Raw genomic sequence first — 20,369 nt, 5'->3', positions numbered from 1 at the left:
GAGTTTGATGACCTGTATTTTTCCGCCGAGAACGGATTGGCCGAAAGCGCGTTCGTCTTCCTGGCCGGCAATAACCTGCCGCATGGCTGGCAACAGAAATCCCGTTTCGTCATCGGCGAGACGGGCTTTGGCACCGGCTTGAATTTTCTGGCCGCCTGGAAGCTGTTCGACGAGACGGCGGCGCCACCACACACCCTCGATTTTATCTCCTTCGAAAAATACCCGCTGAGGTCGGAGATAATACGTCCTCACCTGCAGCCTTACAGCGCCGGGTTTGACGGGCGGCTGCAAAAGCTGCTGGACCGGTATCCGCCGATCATCCCCGGGTTTCACCGCCTTGTGTTGAGCGAGCGGGTGACCCTGACCCTGATCTTCGAGGATGTCAATGCGGCGATCCCGAAACTGGATACCGCCGGGGATATGGCCGTGGACGCCTGGTTTCTCGACGGGTTCAAGCCCGCAACCAACCCTGACATGTGGCACCCGGCCCTGTTCGCCCAGATGGCGCGGCTGAGCCGCAAGGGCACAAGGCTGTCCACTTATACCGCCGCCGGTCAGGTACGCCGGGACCTTGCCGCGGCCGGATTTACGGTCCAAAAAGCCCCCGGGTTTGGCCGCAAGCGGCATATGACAACCGGCATCTATGACGGAGAAAATCCGTGAAAGTCGCCATCCTCGGCGGCGGCATGGCGGGCTGTGCCCTCGCCCATATCTTACGGCAATCAGGCGCGGAGCCTGTCCTGTATGAGGCGGGACCCGCATTGGCCAGCGGTGCCTCGGGGAATGAGTGCGGGCTCTATAACCCCCGCTTCTCCGCCTTGCGCAGCGCCGAAAGCGATTTCTATGCGGCGGCCTATGCGCAGGCCCTCTGCCAGTTTCAAACGCTTGAGGGTATCGACTGGACCCCTTGCGGCTCCTTGCATCTGATGACCAGTGACAAAATCCGCGACCGCCTGCGCCGAACACAGGAAAACTGGGGCTGGGAGGCGGCGCATATGCGGCTTGTCAGTCGCATAGAGGCCTCTGAAATCGCCGGGATCGAGCTGCGCCATGACGCCCTCTACCTGCCCGAAGGCGGTTATGTCTCGCCAAAAAAGCTCTGCGCCGCCTACGCCCGGAATATCGAGGTTCACCTCAATGCGGAAATTACGGACCTGGCGGAAATCGACGCACCGGTGACGGTTCTGGCCTGCGGACCGGCGGTGGCCAAATTCGCCCCGACCCTGCCCCTGATCCCGGTGCGCGGACAGATCACGCAAGTCGCGGCCACCGCCCGCTCGGCGGCCCTTAACTGCAATCTTTGTCATAGCGGCTATATGACCCCGGCGCATAACGGCGAACATACCCTGGGCGCCACCTTCCAGCCGGACACGGAAGACAGCGATCTACGGGCGGAAGATGATCAGGAGAATATCGACCGCCTCGCCGAAATTATACCGGGACTGGAGAGCGGCCTGACCGTCACCGGACAACGGGCCTCGGTCCGCGCAACCTCGCGCAACCGCTTCCCCATAATCGGCGCCCTGCCCGGCCATGACCATGTCTATATGTCCGCCGCCCATGGCTCCTACGGGATCCTCAGCAGCCTGATGAGCGCCCATCTGCTGACCGACATGATCCTGAACCGCCCCCGCTGCCTGCCCACAGATGTCATCAAGGCCCTGTCCCCCACCCGGTTTAAAAAGCGCGGATAAGGCTCGGCTGTGAATCCTGTTGCATCTACTTGCAACCGTTCGGGCCAACACCGAATTTCAGATTCAGAACATAAAATTTCTTTAAGCACCCATTTTTCCAGTTTCCGAAATAGCTCCCTAAATAGGGTGTTATGAGTGTTCCTTCGCCATTGGGCAAATCGTCTTTCCAGTTGCCGTCATATGACATGCCGCAGGCTAAACCCTTCAGCACCTTCGACACAAAGCCATCGGGCATTTTCTGGGGGCAATTGACCGTCGCGACGCCATAACCGGATTTTACATTGTCGCTCCAGTTGCCCTCATAAACCTTGTTGCCATTTGCATCAAAAGTCGCGCCCATGCCGTGCCAGTTGTCATTTTTCCACATGCCATCATACCGGCTGCCATCCGGCCAGGTATAAATCCCCCTGCCGTCCAGTTTCCCGCGCCGCATTGATCCCACATAAATATGCTTTTCATGCGCAACTTCTTTTGGCACATACCAGACAAGTTCCCCCTCACCCTCGGCATATCCATCGCGGCAAACACCGCTCCAGGTCGCGCTGTCATTGGGCTCCGGTGCCTCGTTCCAGACACGGCAATCGGGGATATTCTCAAGCGGCTCCCATTTACCGGTCTGGGCCTGAGCACTCGCACAAAACAGCAGCGCAATAAAGCCGAGAAGAGTTAGCTTTTTCATCCTGGCCTCTTTAAAAACGATGCACAACTTGCATGCCTTTATAAAAGGATCAAGCCACCTTTGCGTTCAGTTTTCTTTTCCGGTGCCAGCCAGCAAGACCCAAAAGAGCCATGCCTGCGCCATACAGTGGCAGCGCCGCTGGAAGCGGCACGGCGGAAAGCGGGGCGGCAGATCCAATGGTTAAGTTATCTATTACAAAGAGGCCTTCCAATTGCGTAGTCGCACCGTCTATGAGTCCAAGATGCATGGAGGTCACTAAAAGGTCGCTGGTAATGCCGAAAAAATTTTGAAATGAGTTGGATTGAGGAAGGGCATAATTGGCCGTTGTTCCGTCGCCAAATGTAACAAAGGCCGTGTAAAATGGATCTTCAAGATTAAGAAAATCAAATCCGACGCCAAAGACGCCGTCCGAAGTTCCAACCGATGTGCTCGTGAAACCAAGATTGAAAGATCCATTACAACCCGCACAATAAGCCTGGCCATTTCCAGAGTTGACACCAAAAACAGAGTTAGAGTTAATAGGGTAGCCTATCGACGTTGCTGTATACTCTGTTTCCCCTAAAACATCAGACATTTCTTCATTGGTAAAACGATTGGATGTTGCAATGGGAGGGCGGCCATATCCCGCATTTGAATAGTCATCCGTAACACTTGTTCCAAGGGTGGGTTCGAATAAACTTCTATCCGTATAAGTCGTCGCTGCAACTGCCGAGGTTAGTGATAAACCGAGTACCACCACCGAAGTCGACGCGATTCTAAATAATTTCCCAGATAATAAACTCATAACCGCTCCCGCATTAGAATATCTTAATATAGTATATATATTTTTATAATAAATTTTTACGGGTATTTTACAAATTAAATCTCGGATATGGTTAATTTCCTGCCCTCAAGCATCAAGGGCAATGCACTAACCGCTATTCCCACCACTAGTTGTCGAGGGTGAAGACGAAAAAAAGAAGTCGTCCTTATCACGGTCAAGCCTAAAATCCTACTCCTCCGCTACCACAGCATCGGCTTCCCCCTCGACCAGCCAGTCGGGATTAACGAAGCGGCTGACCTGCAGGATGGTATCCACTGGTTTCGCCTCACGGCAGAATTTCGCCCGTACATCGATCACCTGTTTCCAGTCATCGATATCAATCCCTTAGACTGACCGTCCGCACATTCCGCAAGCGGCCTTCCGTGACTTCAATAATATTAATGGTATTAATTTCTGCCCGAACCGGAAAGGCACCTATGACCGTGGGATCCAGTTTCTCCAGAGGGGCAACATTGGCATTGGTTGCAATGGTCATATGGGGTTTAAACGGGATATCAGCCCTCAAACCGGAGCGATGCGGGCCCTCATATAAAGCATGGTGAAGTGTTTTGATTTTTTGCCCACCTTCGCCGCAGACAAGGCAAATTTTATGGGTCGTTTCAACCGGATCATGAAGGATTTCGAAACGATCAAATGTGATCGGGAATCTCTTCATTGACCTGATTTTCCGGCTGCAGAAATCAGCAAAATCTTCGGGTTTTTCATCCCGTAAAGCGAACACCAAAGTTATATGGGGCGCCACAAGCCGGGCGCGCTCAGGTTCATTTATGCTACGAAATTTTTCAATGGCCTCAAAGATATCCGGGTCAAATTCGGGATAGGCCAATACATAAATCATTGATGTTCCCTCATGAGGCCACCCATAGATAAAGCACACAAATTGCGGCGGGCATGCTGAGCAGGACACCGGCCCCGATCTTGATTTGCAACAGCTCTTTCGACTTGACCAGAAACATAATTACCATGGCCCAGGTTACCCATAGCATGGCGCCATAGATCAAGGGTGCCGGGCGTCCGTCGAATTCGGCGCCCGTAAAGCCATCCAGAAACCCGACAAGGCTGACCACCTGCGCAATTAAATAGAGGACCAGAAGTGACGGCATCCAGCCCTTGAGAGGTTTGACTTGATTATGACGGGAAAAAAACATCGCGTTCCCCTACTCCAGGTCCAGCTCCGGCAGGCTTTTTACCAGATCGTCAACCGCCTTCATCTGCGCGAGAAAATCCCTGAGGCGGTGCAGCGGCAGGGCGCTGGGGCCATCGCATTTCGCGTTGTCTGGGTCGGGATGGGCCTCGACGAACAGCCCGGCGATGCCGACAGCGAGGCCCGAGCGGCCCAGCTCCGCCACCTGGTTGCGCCGTCCGCCGGAGGTATCCGACGTCGCGTCCCGCATTTGCAGGGCATGGGTCACGTCGAAGATGATGGGCGCATCGTCACTGCAGTTGCGCATGGTGCGGATCCCGAGCATATCCACAACCAGGTTATCATAGCCGAAACAGGACCCCCGTTCACAGAGCAGGACTTGCTCATTGCCGCATTCACGCAATTTCTCGATCAGGTTCCTGACTTGCGGCGGGCTCATAAATTGCGGTTTTTTTACATTTACGGGGGCACCGGTTGCGGCAACCGCCGCGATCAGGTCCGTTTGCCGCGCCAGAAAGGCCGGCACCTGCAGGATATCGCAAACCTCGGACACCGGCTTGGCTTGCAGGACCTCATGCACATCGGTAATGACCGGCACGCCAAACTCGGATTTTATGTCCTGCAGGATCTGCAATCCGGCGTCCAGCCCCGGCCCCCGGAAGGAATGGATCGAGGATCTGTTGGCCTTGTCAAACGACGCCTTGAAAATATACGGGATGCCCAGCTGGGCCGAAACGGTCACGAACTCTTCGGCAACTTCAAATGCCAGATCGCGAGATTCAATGACATTCATCCCGCCGATCAATGTCATCGCCTTGCGGTTCCCAAGGCACATATCCCCTACGGTTACATTGGCCACCCTATGTTCCTTTCGTAAAATTCAGACGCCCGTTCGGGCTTTTCCGATCCTGAATTTTCTATGTATCATACGGTGGCAAGGCTGGCCATATGCAGGTTTGAACAGGGCAACGCAGCCTTTCAGATTAACGGGTCCGGGCCCTGGTTGAGGAAACCGCTATGAGCGCAATAATCTCGCGTAACGGGGCTTAAAGATCCGATTGGCGGTGCTCCCTCTTCGTCCAAAATCGTCCGTATGTAGAAGGAAATACCCTCCCGGCCCAGTTCCAGGTAAAACGGATTTCGACAAATCCGCTGATTTTCCCACCAATACATGCTGCCCTTTTCATACAAATCCGAAACCGCCTGGTTGAACGAGTCATATTTGAAAACGGTGACAAGATCGCGGTTTATAAACTCGACTTTTTCAATGGTAAAGCGGGGATATTTTTTCGGGAGGTCGCGGTTGGCCGCCGCCAGATATTGGCCGACCAACGGTGTATAAAACGGGCTCTGAGTTGCCGCAATTATCGCTTCCTGCGCCGCTGTCGCGGAAGGTGCAGGTGCCGTCGTAACGGGAGAATCCCCCTTGGATGGCACCGTGCATCCGCCAATGAACAGCATTAAAAACAAGCTCCCAACAGATCGCATTCGTCACTCCGGTCAAGAAAATGAAACCAGGCTAGCACCAGCTGAACTAGTTTTAAAGCGATAATTAAATCTCCTGAATAGAGTGCGATGGCAAGCAGCTTTGCCGGCAGCCCTCCCGCCGCCCGGCAGGTTAGTACCGCCCGGAAGGTAAGCGCTGCCGGGTCAGGATTGCCCTGAACAGCACGGCGTCGCCAATATCACTTTCGACATAAGTCAGCATCATTTGATCCCTGTCAATCAGGCGACCGTGATGAACGCCGCTGTCTTCCCCCTCTGCTATGGTGACCGTCTCGCCATCAAAACCGATCACGCCGACAATATTTTCCAGGCCTTCGGTGGCGAGCTCTTCACCGATGTCGCTATAGACGGAAATCTTTTCTTGTCTTTTCCAGGTTTTCGAGCCTTGAAAATACGGGCCATCCTGTTGTTTTATGGTCAGGACAGTCGTAATTTTCCCAAGCTCCACGGCGCCGTCTCGATGAATAATGATACTATGGTCGCCGGTCCAGGTGCCAACCAGGTCCGGTGCTTCCTGCGCCTGTGTTAGGGATAGGGGCAGGGCAAAAAACAATGTCCCGCTTAAAAACAGGCAAAGACTAAAATATCGTGCGACTGAGATCATGATGTTTCTCCGTAAAAAAGGAATGAGCTAAAATAAAGTCTCGCGCAATGGCGAGCTGTTATTGGACAGATACTTGGATCTATCCAGGTAATTATTTTAAATTGAATTAAAATATGTTTTTTCAACCTTTATTAGGAAATAATTTGCGGAGGCCAGATCTGATCGTTGCCCCTGTTATGAGGTAACAGACTGTATTTTCTTAGGTTTATGTCAAAATTCGAAAAATAAAGCTTGCAATTGGTGTGAAAATCAACTATCATTACGCCTTCACGTTGAGACAGGTTTTCTTCCCAACACGGGCCATCAGGACCCGAGCGCCCTGTCCTCAATGATCGAGTGATCCCTTGTGGTATCCGAAGACAGCTTCGTGGTGCGGCAAGCATATCAGAACCCTCTAACGCGTAGCCTCCCCTAGCGTACAGAGTGGTTTTCCGGAGGCGGGTTTTCTAGAGACCCGCTCTCTGATGACGTGTTTCTTTCAGTGTAAGAGTACTAAATGCATGAGTACCAGATGTAACAGTACGAGATGTAAAAGTGCGAAGTGAAGCGAGCTTGTGAATTAAGGCAGTAACTTCTTGGAACCCGGGTTCTTTAAAAACAGGACGTCTATAAGGGCGCCTATAACTGCGCCTTGAAAGGAACACTCTAATGACACCGGTCTAATAATACCGCTTGAAGATAATGGTTTAGAAATAACGGTTTAAGACATCTATTTAAGATATTAGTTTTGGGACGAAAATTTAGAAGTAACTGTTTGGAAATTATGGTTTAAGACACCAGTTTGGAGATATCAGTTTAGATACCAGTTTAAGATATCAGTTTAGAAATAATGGTTTAAGACACCAGATTAGATACACCGGTTTAACACATTATCCTCGGCTTCCGCCGTAAAATCACCGGTTTTGGACAGGCTACCCAATGGCTTGATCTGGTCAAATGACACCAGATCAAGGATATAAACCGAGCCATCCTCCAGATGGATCCCATAGCGCTGTCCGGATTGCCAGACAGTGGTAAAGGCGGCTGACTCTTGCAAGGGGGTATCACGTAATGTCACGGTTTCCGGGGTCTGGTGCAGTTTATGTTCCCGGATCACCAGCATTTCCGGATGGGCCCAGCATTCAACACTCCAGGGGCCGCGAAGCCGGATTGGCGCCGCATCGAAATCCTTCACATTGCCGTAGGGTACGGCAGCGATTTCAAGGAATTTCGCTTGTAAATCAATGACAACCGGCAACGGCGCGATTTCTGCGACAGTCGGAGCTACCGGTTTTACCGCTTGCGGTACCGGCCTGTTCTCAATCACAGGCAGTTCCGGAAGGGCGGCGGGTTTCTGGGCGTCATTGGCAAAGGATGAAATGGGCGGCAGTGCCGCAAACAGGATCAGGCTCCCAACCAGGAGGGCGCCGCTGACCCCGGCCCCGCCCAAAAGTCTTTTTGACGGAACGAGATGTGCGAAGGAGGCCGTGGAAAATGCGGGTTTTGCCGCGGATAATTTATGCAAGAAGCCGGTTTTTGGGGCGTCGGTAATATCCACCAGGTGATAGACATTGCGGTTTTTCGTATCACAGAAATACCCGCCAAGAATACGGACCCGGGCCGCCCCCCAGTCTTCCACCAGTTGCCGGGCAATATCCTGGGCGCTGTCTTCCGCATCATATGTGTCGAAACTGCGCCAGCTCTCGGAAACCAGAGTCTGGATGACAAATTGTGTAAAAGCAGTGGCGGTTTCAGCCATTTCAGTCGCCTGTTACCTTCAGATAATATTCGGGTTATGCTGGCAAATATAGACAAACAGGATAAACAAATTGTTAATTTTTGGCGGATTTAGGGGAATTTTTAGCGTTTCCCTGCGAAAAAACGCCGATTGACCGGGGGTTTGGGAAATGACCGTTACACGCATTGTCAGCAATATCAAAGCCGTTGATCCGGCGGCGGCGAAGGCTTTTTACGGGAATATTTTCGGCCTTGAACAATTGATGGATATGGGCTGGATCACCACCTTCGGCAGTCCGACCCCGGCGCCGGTTCAAATAAGTATCGCCTCCGAAGGCGGCTCGGGCACCCCTGTCCCGGATCTGTCCATCGAGGTGGATAATCTTGACGAGATTCTCCAGCGGCTACAGGCGGCCGGTATCCCCCTTGACTATGGCCCGGAAAATGAGCCCTGGGGCGTGCGCCGGTTTTATGTGCGCGACCCGTTCGGCAAGCTGCTCAATGTGCTCACCCATACCCCGGATCAGTAGAACTTCTCCACTGACCGCAAACGAGCAAAGGCAAAGGCAATTTTTCAGCTCCCCACACGGGCGGATAGATCGCTTAAAGTATTTATCTTGCCGAGCGGTTTTCGCCTGACGCGTTTTCCGAAGTCATGCTTTTCCCAGCATATCATGGTCTGCGACGTATAATAGGGAGCCTATTTTCAAAGGGGGCAATTTCCTCATTCTTAAAGAAAAAATTCAATTCATCTTGTAGATGTATTTAATGTTACCGGAACTGATTACTTTCGGAGAATGAAAATACTCCCTGTTTTCAACTTAGTATAATAGACGCTGTATATAAGTATAGGTGAAATTCGGTACTTAAACGCAAAAAAATTCAAGATTTTTCAATATTTACATCCCCAATCGCAACGCTTTCATTTCAGTTCAAATCAATTGTAAACGCTGACTACCCGACGAAAAAACATACTGATAGAGGATTACCATTCCGCCTATTGCCTACAATTAATTAGTTCGATATAAATCTTAAACGGGTATTTTTTTCACAATTTCGTGACCCCCATCAGTCATCCTGCGTGATTTGTCAGGTGAGAATTTTAATAAGGAAACCATCAAATGACGTTTAAGTCTCTATTCTGCGGATTGGTTTTTGCCTTCGCCGGTTTTTATGCCACGGCACATGCCGAAGGGACCGCCAAGACGGCGCAACTTAACGAAGCCTGTGAGCGCGGATTGCCAATCAGCTGCAACAATTTGGGGGTTGCCTATGAGCAAGGAGACGGGGTTTCCAAAGACACCGCGAAGGCGGCGGCGTTTTACGAAAAGTCCTGTGAACTTGGGGCGGGGCTGGGCTGCAACAATCTGGGGGTTCTGTATTTAAAGGGCATGGGGGTTGCACAGAACCCCGAGACGGCGTTCGAGCTGTTTACCGACGCCTGCAGGGAACCCCTGGCCCTGGGCTGCTACAACCTGGCGAGGCTTTATATGGCGGGTGTCGGTACCTCTAAGGATCTGGCGAAATCAGGCCGGCTGTTTCTGATCGCCTGCGACGAAGGGGTCGGCATGGGCTGTAATAATCTGGGCGCACAATATGAAAATGGCATGGGGGTCACCAAGGATGTATCAAAGGCGGCGGCGCTGTATCAGCGGGCTTGCGAAAATGACACCCCTTTAAGCTGCAGCAATCTTGGTGTCCTGTTTGAGACCGGGAACGGTGTTGCCCGGGACACCGTAAAAGCCGTCTCATTCTACCAAAGGGCCTGCGATGCCGCGTTACCGCAGGGCTGCCATAATCTGGGCCGGGCCTATACCATCGGCACCGGAACAAAAGTTGATATCACCGCAGCTGTCCGCTTTTACGAAATTGCCTGCAACCAGAATTTCGGCGCGAGCTGTAATAATCTGGGCCTGTTATATGACAGCGGGTTTGGCATACAAAAAGATGCGGAAACCGCGATGGCCTATTTTAAGAAAGCTTGCGGTGCAAATTTCGCCATGGGATGCCAAAATCTCGCCCGGATGAATTAGCTCGGATATGGAGGATATGAAAGCCTGTGCGAGGGTTCCGCAATAGAAGCTGGACGGTCAGTAGAACCTCTCCACCGACCAGTCCGCGCCGATTTCCGCCACTTGCTGCTGTCGAAGCCGGCTCATGACCAAGTCAAAATCCAGATAGGCCAGCTGCAGATGCCGCGCCCCCGACGCCGGTTTGAACTCGGCCCGGCCATGCAGCACCCGGTGGTTATGGGTGGCGATCATGTCACCGGAGCGGGTCTTGAATTTCACCAGATTATCCGCTGAATTCAGCAACCGGCTGAATGTGCGATAGGCATCATAAAAACCCTTCACCTCCTCGCCCGGAATAAGCAGGGGCAGCATCAGCTGGTTGGAATAGCGAATGGTCGAGATAAAGCCGCGGTTATTGAGCTCGATCAGAGGCGACTGGCCGATAATATCGCCTTTCGAGCTGGCCAGCCGAAAGCCCACATCGGTGCTGGCAAGGATCTCATAGGCCGCCGGGTCCTCTTCCTTCAGTTGCAGGGCACAGGCATAGCCATCGACCAGAGTGGTCTCCCCGCCCTCCGCCTCGTTATCGATGAAATGCAGCAGCTGCACACCGGGCGGCGAGAAATAGTTGGGCATATCCGTATGCGGTTTCAACTCCTCCGAGGTGGAGGCGAGATTATAGGCATTGGGGTCGGAATAGACATTATGCAGCCGGTCATAAATGGTGTCATGCACATAGCCCACCTGCTCGGCAAAGGCGACAACGGTCCCGTCGGCACGCGGCACATCGCGAATGCGGGCAATGCCGAACGCCCGGAGCGCCGCACACCATCTGAGCATGCCCGCCTCATCGCCGGCCACTTCCATATAGTCGAATGTGGGGATTTCATGCAGGCTCTCGGCAGTCCACAAAACGGCACTTTCGCGGACCGTCCCGCCCTTGGGCGCCGCCGTGGAATTGTGATACAGCCACTCCCCGGTGAAATGACTTTCATGACCGCCCGCCTCGTCCCAGTGAAGGGTAATCTCGTCAGCTCCGCCGGTGACCGACAGCGCCGTGATATCCGGATCGATATCGGCGGTGAATAAAAGCCGTTCATGGGTCGAGGGATGGAAACAGGCCGGGCACTGGCAATTATCGCGCAACCAGATAAAGGGATAATTATTCGTCTGGCCATCCGGCCAGGAAATCAGGATAGACGATCCTTGCTGCCGATACTCAAAATCCATGGCACCCTCCCGCGTAAAATACAGACCACAAGCTATGCACCCAATCCCCCACAGGGCTAGCTCGTGAGCGTCTTTTTATCGCTGAAATCAGACATGGGACAAAAAACCAAAAATTGGAAATTTACATCCTTTAGTAGTAATATTGTTGCCAATCTTTTCGTTTTCATATTCAATCAGAGACAGTAAGGCATTGCAGTAGCGTAATCGTAGAGGTGATAGGTGAGTATGAATTTTTTCCGTTTAGCAAGCCTGGTTCTGATAACATTCATGACAGGTTGTATTACCGATAATCAAAGTATTTCCGATAGTTCAGAAACTGCAATCCAACATGACAAAACGCCCGAAGATCTGGAATGGGATTGCAATGCGGGAGATGCTCAAAGCTGTATGAGCGCAGTAGAACAAATATTGGCGACTGATAATCCTGGTAAATACAGAAACAAAATAGTCAGTCTGTATACCGCAGCTTGCGACTACAAAGAGAGTGAAGGCTGTTATAACCTTGCCATTATTTATGGAATAAAGGAATTGAGTATTTATGACAGCACAAAATCCATCAGATTGTATAAGCAGGCCTGTGACAATTTTCATTCAAAAAGTTGCGTCGCCTTAGCCTACGCCTATGAACGCGGGAACGGAGTTGCCCAAAATGGTGAAAAAGCCCTCTATTACTATCAGCGGGAATGCGCCATCGGGTTCGCACGAGCTTGCTTCAATTCCGGGGTGATGTATGAGCGGGGCCGTGGCATCAAAAAAGACCTGGCACTCGCCGTTGCGAACTATGACACAGCATGTAATTTGGATCATGCCTCCGCCTGCACAAATCTGGCCTCAATCTATCTTAGTGACGACAGGCGTTTCACGGATAAAAGTAAGGCTTTAGACCTCTTTGAGAAGGCTTGCGATAGCGGTGACGCTCTTGGTTGCGCCCGATTGGGAGGTGCCTATTTAACGGCGAATGGCGTCGATTACGACCTAGACAAATCGATGTCATATCTTAAAAAATCATGTGAACTTGATCCGAGCACGGTTATTTGCAGGAAGACTAAAAAGAATTAGACGCATAAATGAAGGGCCGATCTGATTATAAATCAGGCCAAAAAGCATTTCAGTAGATTAATCTCAAGGACGAGTGGTGAGTATGAATTTTTTCCGTTTAGCAAGTCTGATTTTTATTACATTCCTCGCCGGTTGTATTACGGACAATCAGAGTACATCCGATAGCACAGCATCCACAAATCAAGCTGATAAGATTCCAGCTGAGCTGGAGTGGGAATGCGATAGTGGCAATGGTGATAGCTGCTTCGAACTCGCAACTATTTACAGAGTTGGGGAGACTGTGACACCTGACGCACTAAGGGCCCTGAAGTTTTATTTACTGGCCTGCAAGGCTGATAATATTGATGGGTGCATTCATGCATCGGAAAATTACAGAAATGCAGCCGAAAACGCTCGGCCGGATGTCAAGACATCCTCTGAACTTATGTCCATAGCTTCATATTATTATGAAAAAGCTTGCAATCTCGGCAACGCAGCTAGCTGCTACAACGCTGGCGTAGTTCATAATACAGGGGATGGCGAGAAAATCGATGACGAAAAAGCGGAGGAGTTTTTTCAGAAAGGCTGCAATTTATTCAATGAATCATCTTGTCGTGCGTTAGAAGTCAAAAGCAGAAAAATACAATCTACAGGCAACTCAACAAAAGTAGATAGGGTAGCCTGTAATCCGGGCCAACCCGCAAGATGCAACAATCTTGGAAACGATTTTTTAAACGGTAATGGCGTGCCAAAAGATGTGCCGTTGGCTATTCAATATTATGAAAATGCCTGTGAGTATGGAGAAGGCATTGGTTGCTACAATTTAGGCGCGATGTATGAAAATGGGAACGGTGTTAAACGGGATTCTGTGAAAGCTGTCGCCAGCTTACGAGAATCCTGTCGACTTGGGTATCCTGACGGGTGCTACCTGTTGGGAGAATATTATAACGAAGGCAAGAATGTCGGACAAGATGACAGGAAGGCTTTCGAATTTTTCAAAACATCTTGTGACGGCAATGTGGCAAGGGGATGCCATAATCTCAGTGTTTCATACCTAAAAGGCGAGGTTGTGGAAAAAGATTCAGCCAGGGCAGCCCAGTTACTCCAAAAAACCTGCGACGAGGGCATGGGTCGAAGTTGTGGATTGCTCGGGGGTCTCTACCTTTACGGAGAAGGAGTGAGCAAAGACGAGACGAAAGCTGCCAGGCTTGAGAAAAAGGCCTGTGAATTAGATCCATCACTTTGTTAAGAGTTGAGACAAGGTAACTGAAGGAAATGTCCAAATTAATTCAAGCGATGGTTTTACTTTGCCTCATCCTTGTTGGCTGCGCTTGGCAAGGTCGGGAAATCGATATAGCCTCAATCAATAAGATCGAGAATGGTGTCACTACGGAAGCCGAGATCGTTCGAGAATTCGGAAAGCCAACATTTGTTTCTCCCAAACCAGACAATGGAGAGAAACTGGGGTACATCTACACGGTTTCTCGAGTAACTGGTTACGGAGTGGCGTGCCCTGCCCTCTTTCTCAACGCCTGTGCGCCGGAAAAATCTGCTGTTGCCAAGTCGCAAGTTTTAGAAATTTGCCTCGACAGCAGCACAAGATTGGTCAAGCGACATATGTTTAGGGTTCAATGAACAAGGGCCGCCCCCCGCTATGCACCCAATCCCGTACCCGGCTAGCACAAAAGTGTCTTTTTTCCCGCTGAAATCGGACATGGGGGAGATTGAACGGTGGGAGCCGGCGACTTCAATAGTATCGATCCGCCTTACGGTGCCTGACCAATTGAAGAACTGAGAAAATAGAAGAGATTGCCAGCAGCAAAATCACAGCCGAGCCAACGGTCATCAGCCAGAAAGCGGGCTTTAAATGCGGAACCAGAATAGTGGGGTCAGCGACATCTGGATAGCGCCGGGAAAAGGTCACCTCGATTTCACCCCCGACTTCCCCATTGGACAGATAATTGCGGTTCACAAGTCTGGTTTTAGCATGCCTTTCGCCGTATTGATCCGTGAAGCTGTAAGACAGAAAGTCAAATCGGGGGTTAAACTTGTGGAATTCCTCAACGGTTCCCATCGTGGTATCGCCATCCACCAGAAACAGCGTATATTTGAGGCCGTCTTTTTGGGCATAAATCACCAACCCACACGCCACAGCAAAAAAGAACATGGTGACGAAGTACTTCATATACAGATAATCTCGTTCAGCTTCGCGTTTTGACATTACTCAATCTATGGTTAAAATAAAATTCAGGGAATACTATTCAAAATAAAACAGATGCGTTCAGAAGTGTCAATATTAAGCGCCTTAATGGAGATCCGGTTTCAAAAAACCTGAATGTCAGATTTAAGTGTCTGCCCTGAAAGAGAATGACACCATCGCGCCCGTCCCCATTTCCCGCTGAAATCGGACAGGGGGGAGATTACCAGAACCGCCCTGACGGGGCAAAATCCCGCCAGATTATTTTCGAAACCGGGATTTTCCTTATTTGAAGGGGGCACCTCACATCCGGGCTTGCCAAATCCACATTGGACGATCGCGGCACCATAATATGCGCAGAAAAAGCTATGGGCGCAGGGCCCATAGCATACCGGAAAAATTTAGCCGGCCCTGATCTTAAGGATCGGACTTTTTGCCTTGATCGGGTTCTTTATCTTTATCGGACTTTTTGCCTTTATCGGATTCTGTGTCTTTATCGGATTTTTTGTCTCTTTGGTAGTTTGGATTAAAGGCATTCTCCATTGCGCGCATACTCGCTTGTGCAAAGGCTCTGCGATCAGCCATTTCCTGCGGGGTTAGTTGCCTGCCCATCGGAGCCTCGTCTATATTGCTGCCAAGCCTGTGTTCCGCCTTGGTTTCCGGCACCGCCTTCTCTTTTTCCTCGTCATTCTCGTCTTGTTTGCCCTGTACATTTCCCCAGGCCTGGATTGATCGATCTGCCGTATCAATCATAAATTGAACAGTAGCTAGGGTCTCGTTTACCGTCTCCATATCTCTATTTAAGGCCTGGCTTTCCATCGCTAATTCTCTACGTCGGTCCTGGCCTTCCTCCGCTAATTCTCTATTTACGGCCTGGCTTGCCCTCTCTACATCTCTTATATTCGGGGGTAAAGGCAGGGTAATTGTATACCGCTTTTTGTCATTATTCTCGTTTGCCTCCGGGTTAAACCTGACAACAGATAATATTCGATTGCTAACCGCCTCATCACCAATAAAGGATAACAATATTCTTAAAAGCTCCAGCGAAAACGCACTCGGCATGGCGTTCAGAATATTCGTAATGCCTCTGGGATTTAAAATATGCCGGATGCTGTCAAAACTCAGAGGCGACGTAATCATACGCGGCGTGCCGTCAGTGAAAGCTGCATAGCCACTAAAACTAAGCTCGTTCGTTATAAAACGGCGCGGTATAAGACTTCCAAATTCTCGTCGAAACAAGACTTCAATAGCATATGAGGCAATGAAAAAGAAAATAAACCCTGTCAGACCCAGTATACCAGCCGGAATTGTCCAGGCCCGAAAGGGGTCCACCCACTCGAGAATGTCAGATAGCATCGGATCCGCACCGAAATTATCCTGGGACCCGTGAAGTCTGTTTGAAAGAACCTCTGTGATACCAGCCACCGTGACGAGAATCAGCGAAAGCATGGCGACGATCAGCAACCTATTATGCTCCTCGTTATACGATTGAAACTGAGGTTGATTTTGACTTGCCCCCGACTCCCGCATTATTGCAGATATAATATTTTGATCATTTTGTCTCAGCGCTTCATTAAGTTGCTGGACAATACTGTTCGCAGTAGCCGTAACAAAGCGTTCAACAATTATTTGCTTTTCGTTCTCCGGCAACGCTTCGTAGGAGACGATCGGGTTTTGCACATTGTGGTAATTCTCGTTCATATGGCGACGGATAAAGGTCCTGAAATTTCGCATAACCGCGTCATGCGCAATATCTCCAAACCGACGAGACACAAAGGTTCTCAGAATGGTTTGCACGAAGGAATTATTGGCGACGTCAGAGCTTACTGTGCCATCTGAAAGCACATCACTCGACTGTAATTGAATTCGACTATCCACTTCTAATCTGTCTGCTATTGTTTCATAATTCAAGTTAATACCTAATTGATCAAGGACTTCTGCAATAATTGATTCCATTATTGAGCGTCTTTGCGGCATATTTTATCCTTTTGTTAAAATTTTTCTTACAATTAAACAACGAATAAAATTAATTACTGTGATATATTTAGCTTTCTCTGGCTTATAGTTATCTGTACTTTGAAAATCAGAGATTTTACCTTGGACATCATCCCGCAAAACCTTTTCCCGCAGCACCCTATTGGGCGCCCTGCAATCCGCCCACCAGAAATATGCGTTAGGCCTTAAAATTTGACAGGGAAAGGTTGGGGATATAGAAACTAGGCCTTATCAATTCGCTACAACCAATATGCAAGCCAAATCAATGCGGTCCGGTGACGTCACGTTCCCGGTGCGGGATGTCGGCTTTTATGTGCCGATAAATTGGAGAGTTCATTTTGTCAATTTCTGACGTTATCCCGACCACGCCGTTCATCCATACGCCTGGGAAGGGCATTTCAGATCCGACCATGGGCGGGCGCATTGCCCTGGCCCGGGAGGCGCGCGGGCTTAGCCACGGCCAGCTGGCCACACGTCTGGGGGTCATGGCGAAAACCCTTAAAAACTGGGAGACCGACCGGTCCGAGCCTCGCGGCAACAAGTTTGTCACCTTGTCCGGGCTGCTGGGGGTTCCCGTTATGTGGCTGATGACGGGAGAGGAGACGGCGCAAATCTCCGCTGCCGCACCCTGTGCGGAAACCCTGACCCTGGCGACCAAGATGGAGAGGCTGCTGTCCTTGCATCAGCAAAGCGCCGCCTTGATCCTGGAGCTGCAAGGGGACGTCAGCCGCTTGCAAGATGAGATCGATATGAGCGAGTTGGAACAGGTGATATGATGAGTGATGCAGTTGATTTAACCAACCGGGACAGCTTCCGGCACTGGACCCCGGTCACGGTTCGCTACTCCGATCAGGATCCCCTGCAGCATGTGAATAATGTCGCCTATGCGGCGTATTTCGAGGCGGCCCGCACCATGTTTCTGGGCGGGTTGCTCCATCCTGACGAGAAAGCCGGGATCGATTTTATCCTGGCCCGCGTGGTGATCGATTATGTGAAGGAAATGTTTTACCCCAATACGGTGGATGTGGGGACACGGGTCGTCAAGCTGGGGACAAAATCCATCACCACGGGATATGGATGTTTCCTTGGGGAGGAGTGCGTCGCCACATCTGAAAGCGTTAATGTATTCTTTTCGCCTGTTGACCGTAAAACCATCCTTATTCCCGCTTCCGTGCGGGCGAGCCTGGAAGCCGACCCCCTGCAGGAACATAGCACAGGCGGATATGTGCGAAACCATTAACAGACGGGCTGCAGATTTCCCGGCCTGACCGACAGCCGGTAATTAACTGTTTAGTTTAGCGCGCAAGGCTGCTACAAGACCGGTGCGCAGCCCACAACCAAAGAATTATCGTCCTTCATGCTGGATATATTGCTTATTATACTGGCGGCCTTTGGCGCTGGTGTCCTCAATACCATTGCCGGCGGGGGCACCTTTCTGACCTTCCCCATTCTGGTCTTTACCGGCCTGCCGCCCGTCGTCGCCAATGCGACAAGCGCCGTTGCCGTGTTTCCGGGGTATCTGGGCGGTGCCGTGGGATTTCGTCGGGAGCTTAAGAAATTCGACCGCAGACAGCTTGTCCGGCTGACGGTTATTACCTTGGGCGGCGGGCTGGTCGGGTCGCTGCTGCTGATCATCTCCTCGGACAAGGCCTTCTCCGCTGTGGTGCCCTTTTTGCTGCTGGGTGCGACCCTGGCCTTTCTGTATGGCGCAAAAATACGGGCCCTGGCGGCCAAAGTAAGCCGGGATGTGACGCCGTTTGGCGCGATGGGGCTGTTTCTTGTCAGTATCTATGGCGGCTATTTCAACGGCGGTTTGGGGATTGTCCTGCTGGCCCTGTTTTCACTCTGGGGGCTGAAGGATATTCTGCAGATGAACGGGCTCAAAAACGGCCTTTCCTTCGCGCTGTCGGCCATTTCCGTCGCCATCTTCGCCCTTGGCGGACTGGTCGAATGGTATCAGGCGGCGATCATGATGGTGGCCTCGACCCTCGGCGGGTATGCCGGAGCGCCCATTTCCCGCGCCCTGCCCGCCCCGGTCATCCGCGGCATCGTCGCGCTTGTCGGCTTTTCCATGAGTGCGGTGTTTTTCTGGCGGCTGATAGCCTGACACCCCGGCATCGCGGCCCCGTCCTCCTCCAATCCCTCGCATATGTATTTACCCAAGTAAAATTTCCATTTCTATATTTATTTACTATCACAAAAAAGTATTTGCTACGTCCGGCTAAGTGATATCCACACAGGAGAAAGCTATGCCAAGTACAATTGACATTAGTGAATTTAAAAACCAGTATCCTTTTCTTTATCACTTTATTTTATTCCATTATACGGAGATATTTAACGAACTCTGTACCGACTACCAGCCCGTGAAACTGTCCGGTGATTTCTTCCGGGATTGGGCGGGGAACGTAAAAAACTACAAGCGTGCCCTCAACAGCAATATGTCATTGGCGATCGGTAGAGGTCTCTTCGAAAAGCTGTACAACACCATCGATGAGAAAAATATCAAGACCTTGAACAGCACGATTGCAGAGCTTTGGAAATCTCATCATTATGCCACTCATCCGAATTTAACCGAAGATCTGGGTTTTGCCGCCCTGGCAGCCGATACCTTCAAGGATAAGCCGTCCCGCAATCAATATAAGACTTTCTGCCTGTCCGTGGTTGATGAGAACCTGCGCGGACCGGGCATGACCGGGAAATACCCGCTGGCGAAAATCTGCAAGGGAATATTAAACGACACAAGTGTTGGCGCCCGGCTGGGGCGCACCCGGTACAGCTTGGCGCAAACCCTCAGTTTTTTGTCCGGCAATCCGGAAAACACCTATCTGTCAATGGCGGGTGTTACCCCGCAGGTCCTTGTCATTGTGTTTATTGTGTTTTTTGCTTTGAGCATGGCGGTGTTCTTCGTCTTCGGGTTGGGCAAGTCGGTGATTGAAAAGAACATCAAGATGGCCCTGATGACCTCCGGCCTCTTTCTCCCCTTCCTCCTCGGCTGCGGCATGATGACGTTGGTTTTTTTCACCGACTACGACAAGAAGATCAAAAACCCATCCCATAAAAATGTAAAAGCCCTGAAAACCTTCACGGACGGGGTCTTGGCGCGACATAAAGACGTGATCGACGGCAAGACATTCGATGTGCTTTTCTCGATCGCACATCATGTCAATGATATCGCTGAGTCCATTGGCCTGGGCTATGGAGAAATGGTAGCTGTAGAGGGGAAAAAAGAGGAATTATATCCATTTGCCCTGAATGTCATCCTTGAATTCATGTTGCCGCAAATGGATTATGCAAGCTGGAAAACCTATGGGCCGCTGCTGAAGGAAATCATGACCGAAGCGGAGAAGCAGAAGCTGAAATCCGGGGATGCGGGACTATTTGAGCGACTGAGAAACCGCACAAGCTCCCTGGATATCGTCACGCGATATTGGCGAGGCCAGACAGATATACGCCTTGATACGACAGACTTAACGGATGTTCCGGACCATAAAGAGACCGCGCCGGAATCCCAAGAGGACCTGAGGATCGTCATAGCGACACCCGAGGATCCCGACCTCGATGAGAAAGGCGACGAACCGGATGGGGATCTCGACGAACTGATCGAAACGGACCCGACAACAAAGAAAAACCAGTAACGTCCGTCTGCTCGTTCTTGCCGGTCAAACGAGACGGGCCTGAAAAGACACCATCGCCGGCGGTGATGGTGTCTTAGGCATCGACGGGGAACGGCA

Annotated in this window: 22 protein-coding genes; 11 read left to right on the top strand and 11 right to left on the bottom strand. The window is 50.9% G+C overall.

Annotated features, from left to right (window positions below):
* The first annotated feature begins 36 nt into the window (after window positions 1–36).
* A complete protein-coding gene (mnmC2, locus tag NBZ79_RS09395; protein ID WP_251937878.1) occupies window positions 37–663 on the top strand; it encodes a tRNA (5-methylaminomethyl-2-thiouridine)(34)-methyltransferase MnmC2 in 627 nt (208 codons plus the stop codon).
* On the top strand, window positions 660–1,694 hold the full coding sequence (gene mnmC1 / locus NBZ79_RS09390; RefSeq protein WP_251937875.1) for an FAD-dependent 5-carboxymethylaminomethyl-2-thiouridine(34) oxidoreductase MnmC1: 1,035 nt from the start codon (window positions 660–662) through the stop codon (window positions 1,692–1,694). Before mnmC2 ends, mnmC1 begins: the two co-directional genes overlap by 4 nt.
* A gap of 25 nt (window positions 1,695–1,719) precedes the next feature.
* Here the strand turns inward: mnmC1 and NBZ79_RS09385 are convergent, their stop codons facing one another.
* From NBZ79_RS09385 to NBZ79_RS09350, 8 genes are all read right to left on the bottom strand, one after another.
* Entirely contained in the window at window positions 1,720–2,373 is a 654-nt protein-coding gene (locus NBZ79_RS09385; protein WP_251937873.1) for an MORN repeat-containing protein, read from the bottom strand.
* Window positions 2,374–2,422: 49 nt separating this feature from the next.
* On the bottom strand, window positions 2,423–3,157 hold the full coding sequence (locus NBZ79_RS09380; RefSeq protein WP_251937870.1) for a hypothetical protein: 735 nt from the start codon (window positions 3,155–3,157) through the stop codon (window positions 2,423–2,425).
* A gap of 355 nt (window positions 3,158–3,512) precedes the next feature.
* A complete protein-coding gene (locus NBZ79_RS09375) occupies window positions 3,513–4,034 on the bottom strand; it encodes a 2'-5' RNA ligase family protein (RefSeq protein ID WP_251937867.1) in 522 nt (173 codons plus the stop codon).
* Between the two features lie 10 nt (window positions 4,035–4,044).
* Window positions 4,045–4,344, bottom strand: coding sequence for a hypothetical protein (locus NBZ79_RS09370; RefSeq protein ID WP_251937864.1), 300 nt, complete (start codon window positions 4,342–4,344; stop codon window positions 4,045–4,047).
* Window positions 4,345–4,353: 9 nt separating this feature from the next.
* The gene (kdsA, locus tag NBZ79_RS09365) at window positions 4,354–5,175 is read right to left on the bottom strand and encodes a 3-deoxy-8-phosphooctulonate synthase (protein WP_476749704.1); all 822 of its coding nucleotides are present in this window, start codon (window positions 5,173–5,175) and stop codon (window positions 4,354–4,356) included.
* A gap of 143 nt (window positions 5,176–5,318) precedes the next feature.
* Window positions 5,319–5,828, bottom strand: a complete 510-nt coding sequence (locus tag NBZ79_RS09360) for a hypothetical protein (RefSeq protein ID WP_251937859.1) — start codon at window positions 5,826–5,828, stop codon at window positions 5,319–5,321.
* Between the two features lie 130 nt (window positions 5,829–5,958).
* The gene (locus tag NBZ79_RS09355) at window positions 5,959–6,450 is read right to left on the bottom strand and encodes a hypothetical protein (RefSeq protein WP_251937856.1); all 492 of its coding nucleotides are present in this window, start codon (window positions 6,448–6,450) and stop codon (window positions 5,959–5,961) included.
* 847 nt (window positions 6,451–7,297) lie between these two features.
* A complete protein-coding gene (locus NBZ79_RS09350; RefSeq protein ID WP_251937853.1) occupies window positions 7,298–8,188 on the bottom strand; it encodes a hypothetical protein in 891 nt (296 codons plus the stop codon).
* 148 nt (window positions 8,189–8,336) lie between these two features.
* Here NBZ79_RS09350 and NBZ79_RS09345 point away from each other — a divergent pair, with 148 nt between their 5' ends.
* Window positions 8,337–8,696, top strand: coding sequence for a VOC family protein (locus NBZ79_RS09345; RefSeq protein ID WP_251937850.1), 360 nt, complete (start codon window positions 8,337–8,339; stop codon window positions 8,694–8,696).
* A 591-nt stretch (window positions 8,697–9,287) separates the two neighbouring features.
* Window positions 9,288–10,199 (top strand): SEL1-like repeat protein, encoded by a 912-nt coding sequence (locus NBZ79_RS09340; protein ID WP_251937848.1) that lies wholly within the window; start codon window positions 9,288–9,290, stop codon window positions 10,197–10,199.
* Between the two features lie 57 nt (window positions 10,200–10,256).
* Here the strand turns inward: NBZ79_RS09340 and NBZ79_RS09335 are convergent, their stop codons facing one another.
* Window positions 10,257–11,408 carry a TauD/TfdA family dioxygenase gene (locus NBZ79_RS09335; RefSeq protein WP_251937845.1) on the bottom strand — a complete coding sequence of 384 codons (1,152 nt, stop codon included), beginning with the start codon at window positions 11,406–11,408 and terminating at the stop codon, window positions 10,257–10,259.
* Between the two features lie 267 nt (window positions 11,409–11,675).
* Between NBZ79_RS09335 and NBZ79_RS09330 the strand changes: the two genes are divergently transcribed.
* From NBZ79_RS09330 to NBZ79_RS09320, 3 genes are all read left to right on the top strand, one after another.
* Window positions 11,676–12,467, top strand: coding sequence for a tetratricopeptide repeat protein (locus NBZ79_RS09330; RefSeq protein ID WP_251937842.1), 792 nt, complete (start codon window positions 11,676–11,678; stop codon window positions 12,465–12,467).
* An 82-nt stretch (window positions 12,468–12,549) separates the two neighbouring features.
* Entirely contained in the window at window positions 12,550–13,695 is a 1,146-nt protein-coding gene (locus NBZ79_RS09325; protein WP_251938052.1) for a tetratricopeptide repeat protein, read from the top strand.
* 26 nt (window positions 13,696–13,721) lie between these two features.
* Window positions 13,722–14,081: a hypothetical protein gene (locus NBZ79_RS09320; RefSeq protein WP_251937840.1), complete on the top strand. Its 360-nt coding sequence runs from the start codon at window positions 13,722–13,724 to the stop codon at window positions 14,079–14,081.
* Window positions 14,082–14,193: 112 nt separating this feature from the next.
* Here the strand turns inward: NBZ79_RS09320 and NBZ79_RS09315 are convergent, their stop codons facing one another.
* Together NBZ79_RS09315 and NBZ79_RS09310 are read right to left on the bottom strand one after the other, a co-directional pair.
* On the bottom strand, window positions 14,194–14,667 hold the full coding sequence (locus tag NBZ79_RS09315) for a hypothetical protein (protein ID WP_251937837.1): 474 nt from the start codon (window positions 14,665–14,667) through the stop codon (window positions 14,194–14,196).
* Window positions 14,668–15,060: 393 nt separating this feature from the next.
* Window positions 15,061–16,599, bottom strand: a complete 1,539-nt coding sequence (locus NBZ79_RS09310; RefSeq protein ID WP_251937834.1) for a Rab5-interacting family protein — start codon at window positions 16,597–16,599, stop codon at window positions 15,061–15,063.
* Between the two features lie 377 nt (window positions 16,600–16,976).
* On the opposite strand from NBZ79_RS09310, the gene NBZ79_RS09305 reads away from it, so the two are divergent.
* The 4 genes from NBZ79_RS09305 to NBZ79_RS09290 all read left to right on the top strand — a co-directional run bounded on the left by NBZ79_RS09305 (window position 16,977) and on the right by NBZ79_RS09290 (window position 20,273).
* Complete coding sequence (locus tag NBZ79_RS09305; RefSeq protein ID WP_251937831.1) at window positions 16,977–17,414, top strand: helix-turn-helix domain-containing protein; 438 nt, start codon at window positions 16,977–16,979, stop codon at window positions 17,412–17,414.
* The gene (locus NBZ79_RS09300) at window positions 17,411–17,878 is read left to right on the top strand and encodes an acyl-CoA thioesterase (protein ID WP_251937829.1); all 468 of its coding nucleotides are present in this window, start codon (window positions 17,411–17,413) and stop codon (window positions 17,876–17,878) included. Before NBZ79_RS09305 ends, NBZ79_RS09300 begins: the two co-directional genes overlap by 4 nt.
* A gap of 117 nt (window positions 17,879–17,995) precedes the next feature.
* Window positions 17,996–18,745 (top strand): sulfite exporter TauE/SafE family protein, encoded by a 750-nt coding sequence (locus NBZ79_RS09295; RefSeq protein ID WP_251937827.1) that lies wholly within the window; start codon window positions 17,996–17,998, stop codon window positions 18,743–18,745.
* A 142-nt stretch (window positions 18,746–18,887) separates the two neighbouring features.
* Entirely contained in the window at window positions 18,888–20,273 is a 1,386-nt protein-coding gene (locus tag NBZ79_RS09290; protein WP_251937824.1) for a hypothetical protein, read from the top strand.
* The last annotated feature ends 96 nt before the right edge of the window (window positions 20,274–20,369 follow it).

The sequence above is a fragment of the Sneathiella marina genome (assembly GCF_023746535.1).
Classification (GTDB): domain Bacteria; phylum Pseudomonadota; class Alphaproteobacteria; order Sneathiellales; family Sneathiellaceae; genus Sneathiella; species Sneathiella marina.
Note: the sequence above shows the minus strand (reverse complement) of the source record. Positions and strands in the feature narration are given on the sequence as shown.

Excerpts from the sequence above, each read along its gene's own strand:
- NBZ79_RS09380 (WP_251937870.1), bottom strand. The coding sequence starts at position 3,157 with ATGAGTTTATTATCTGGGAAATTATTTAGAATCGCGTCGACTTCGGTG.
- NBZ79_RS09320 (WP_251937840.1), top strand. The coding sequence starts at position 13,722 with ATGTCCAAATTAATTCAAGCGATGGTTTTACTTTGCCTCATCCTTGTT.
- NBZ79_RS09335 (WP_251937845.1), bottom strand. The coding sequence starts at position 11,408 with ATGGATTTTGAGTATCGGCAGCAAGGATCGTCTATCCTGATTTCCTGG.
- NBZ79_RS09300 (WP_251937829.1), top strand. The coding sequence starts at position 17,411 with ATGATGAGTGATGCAGTTGATTTAACCAACCGGGACAGCTTCCGGCAC.
- NBZ79_RS09350 (WP_251937853.1), bottom strand. The coding sequence starts at position 8,188 with ATGGCTGAAACCGCCACTGCTTTTACACAATTTGTCATCCAGACTCTG.
- NBZ79_RS09315 (WP_251937837.1), bottom strand. The coding sequence starts at position 14,667 with ATGTCAAAACGCGAAGCTGAACGAGATTATCTGTATATGAAGTACTTC.
- NBZ79_RS09340 (WP_251937848.1), top strand. The coding sequence starts at position 9,288 with ATGACGTTTAAGTCTCTATTCTGCGGATTGGTTTTTGCCTTCGCCGGT.
- NBZ79_RS09325 (WP_251938052.1), top strand. The coding sequence starts at position 12,550 with ATGAATTTTTTCCGTTTAGCAAGTCTGATTTTTATTACATTCCTCGCC.
- NBZ79_RS09370 (WP_251937864.1), bottom strand. The coding sequence starts at position 4,344 with ATGTTTTTTTCCCGTCATAATCAAGTCAAACCTCTCAAGGGCTGGATG.
- NBZ79_RS09375 (WP_251937867.1), bottom strand. The coding sequence starts at position 4,034 with ATGATTTATGTATTGGCCTATCCCGAATTTGACCCGGATATCTTTGAG.
- NBZ79_RS09295 (WP_251937827.1), top strand. The coding sequence starts at position 17,996 with ATGCTGGATATATTGCTTATTATACTGGCGGCCTTTGGCGCTGGTGTC.
- NBZ79_RS09360 (WP_251937859.1), bottom strand. The coding sequence starts at position 5,828 with ATGCGATCTGTTGGGAGCTTGTTTTTAATGCTGTTCATTGGCGGATGC.
- NBZ79_RS09330 (WP_251937842.1), top strand. The coding sequence starts at position 11,676 with ATGACAGGTTGTATTACCGATAATCAAAGTATTTCCGATAGTTCAGAA.
- NBZ79_RS09290 (WP_251937824.1), top strand. The coding sequence starts at position 18,888 with ATGCCAAGTACAATTGACATTAGTGAATTTAAAAACCAGTATCCTTTT.
- NBZ79_RS09310 (WP_251937834.1), bottom strand. The coding sequence starts at position 16,599 with ATGGAATCAATTATTGCAGAAGTCCTTGATCAATTAGGTATTAACTTG.
- NBZ79_RS09345 (WP_251937850.1), top strand. The coding sequence starts at position 8,337 with ATGACCGTTACACGCATTGTCAGCAATATCAAAGCCGTTGATCCGGCG.
- NBZ79_RS09355 (WP_251937856.1), bottom strand. The coding sequence starts at position 6,450 with ATGATCTCAGTCGCACGATATTTTAGTCTTTGCCTGTTTTTAAGCGGG.
- NBZ79_RS09385 (WP_251937873.1), bottom strand. The coding sequence starts at position 2,373 with ATGAAAAAGCTAACTCTTCTCGGCTTTATTGCGCTGCTGTTTTGTGCG.
- kdsA (WP_476749704.1), bottom strand. The coding sequence starts at position 5,175 with ATGTGCCTTGGGAACCGCAAGGCGATGACATTGATCGGCGGGATGAAT.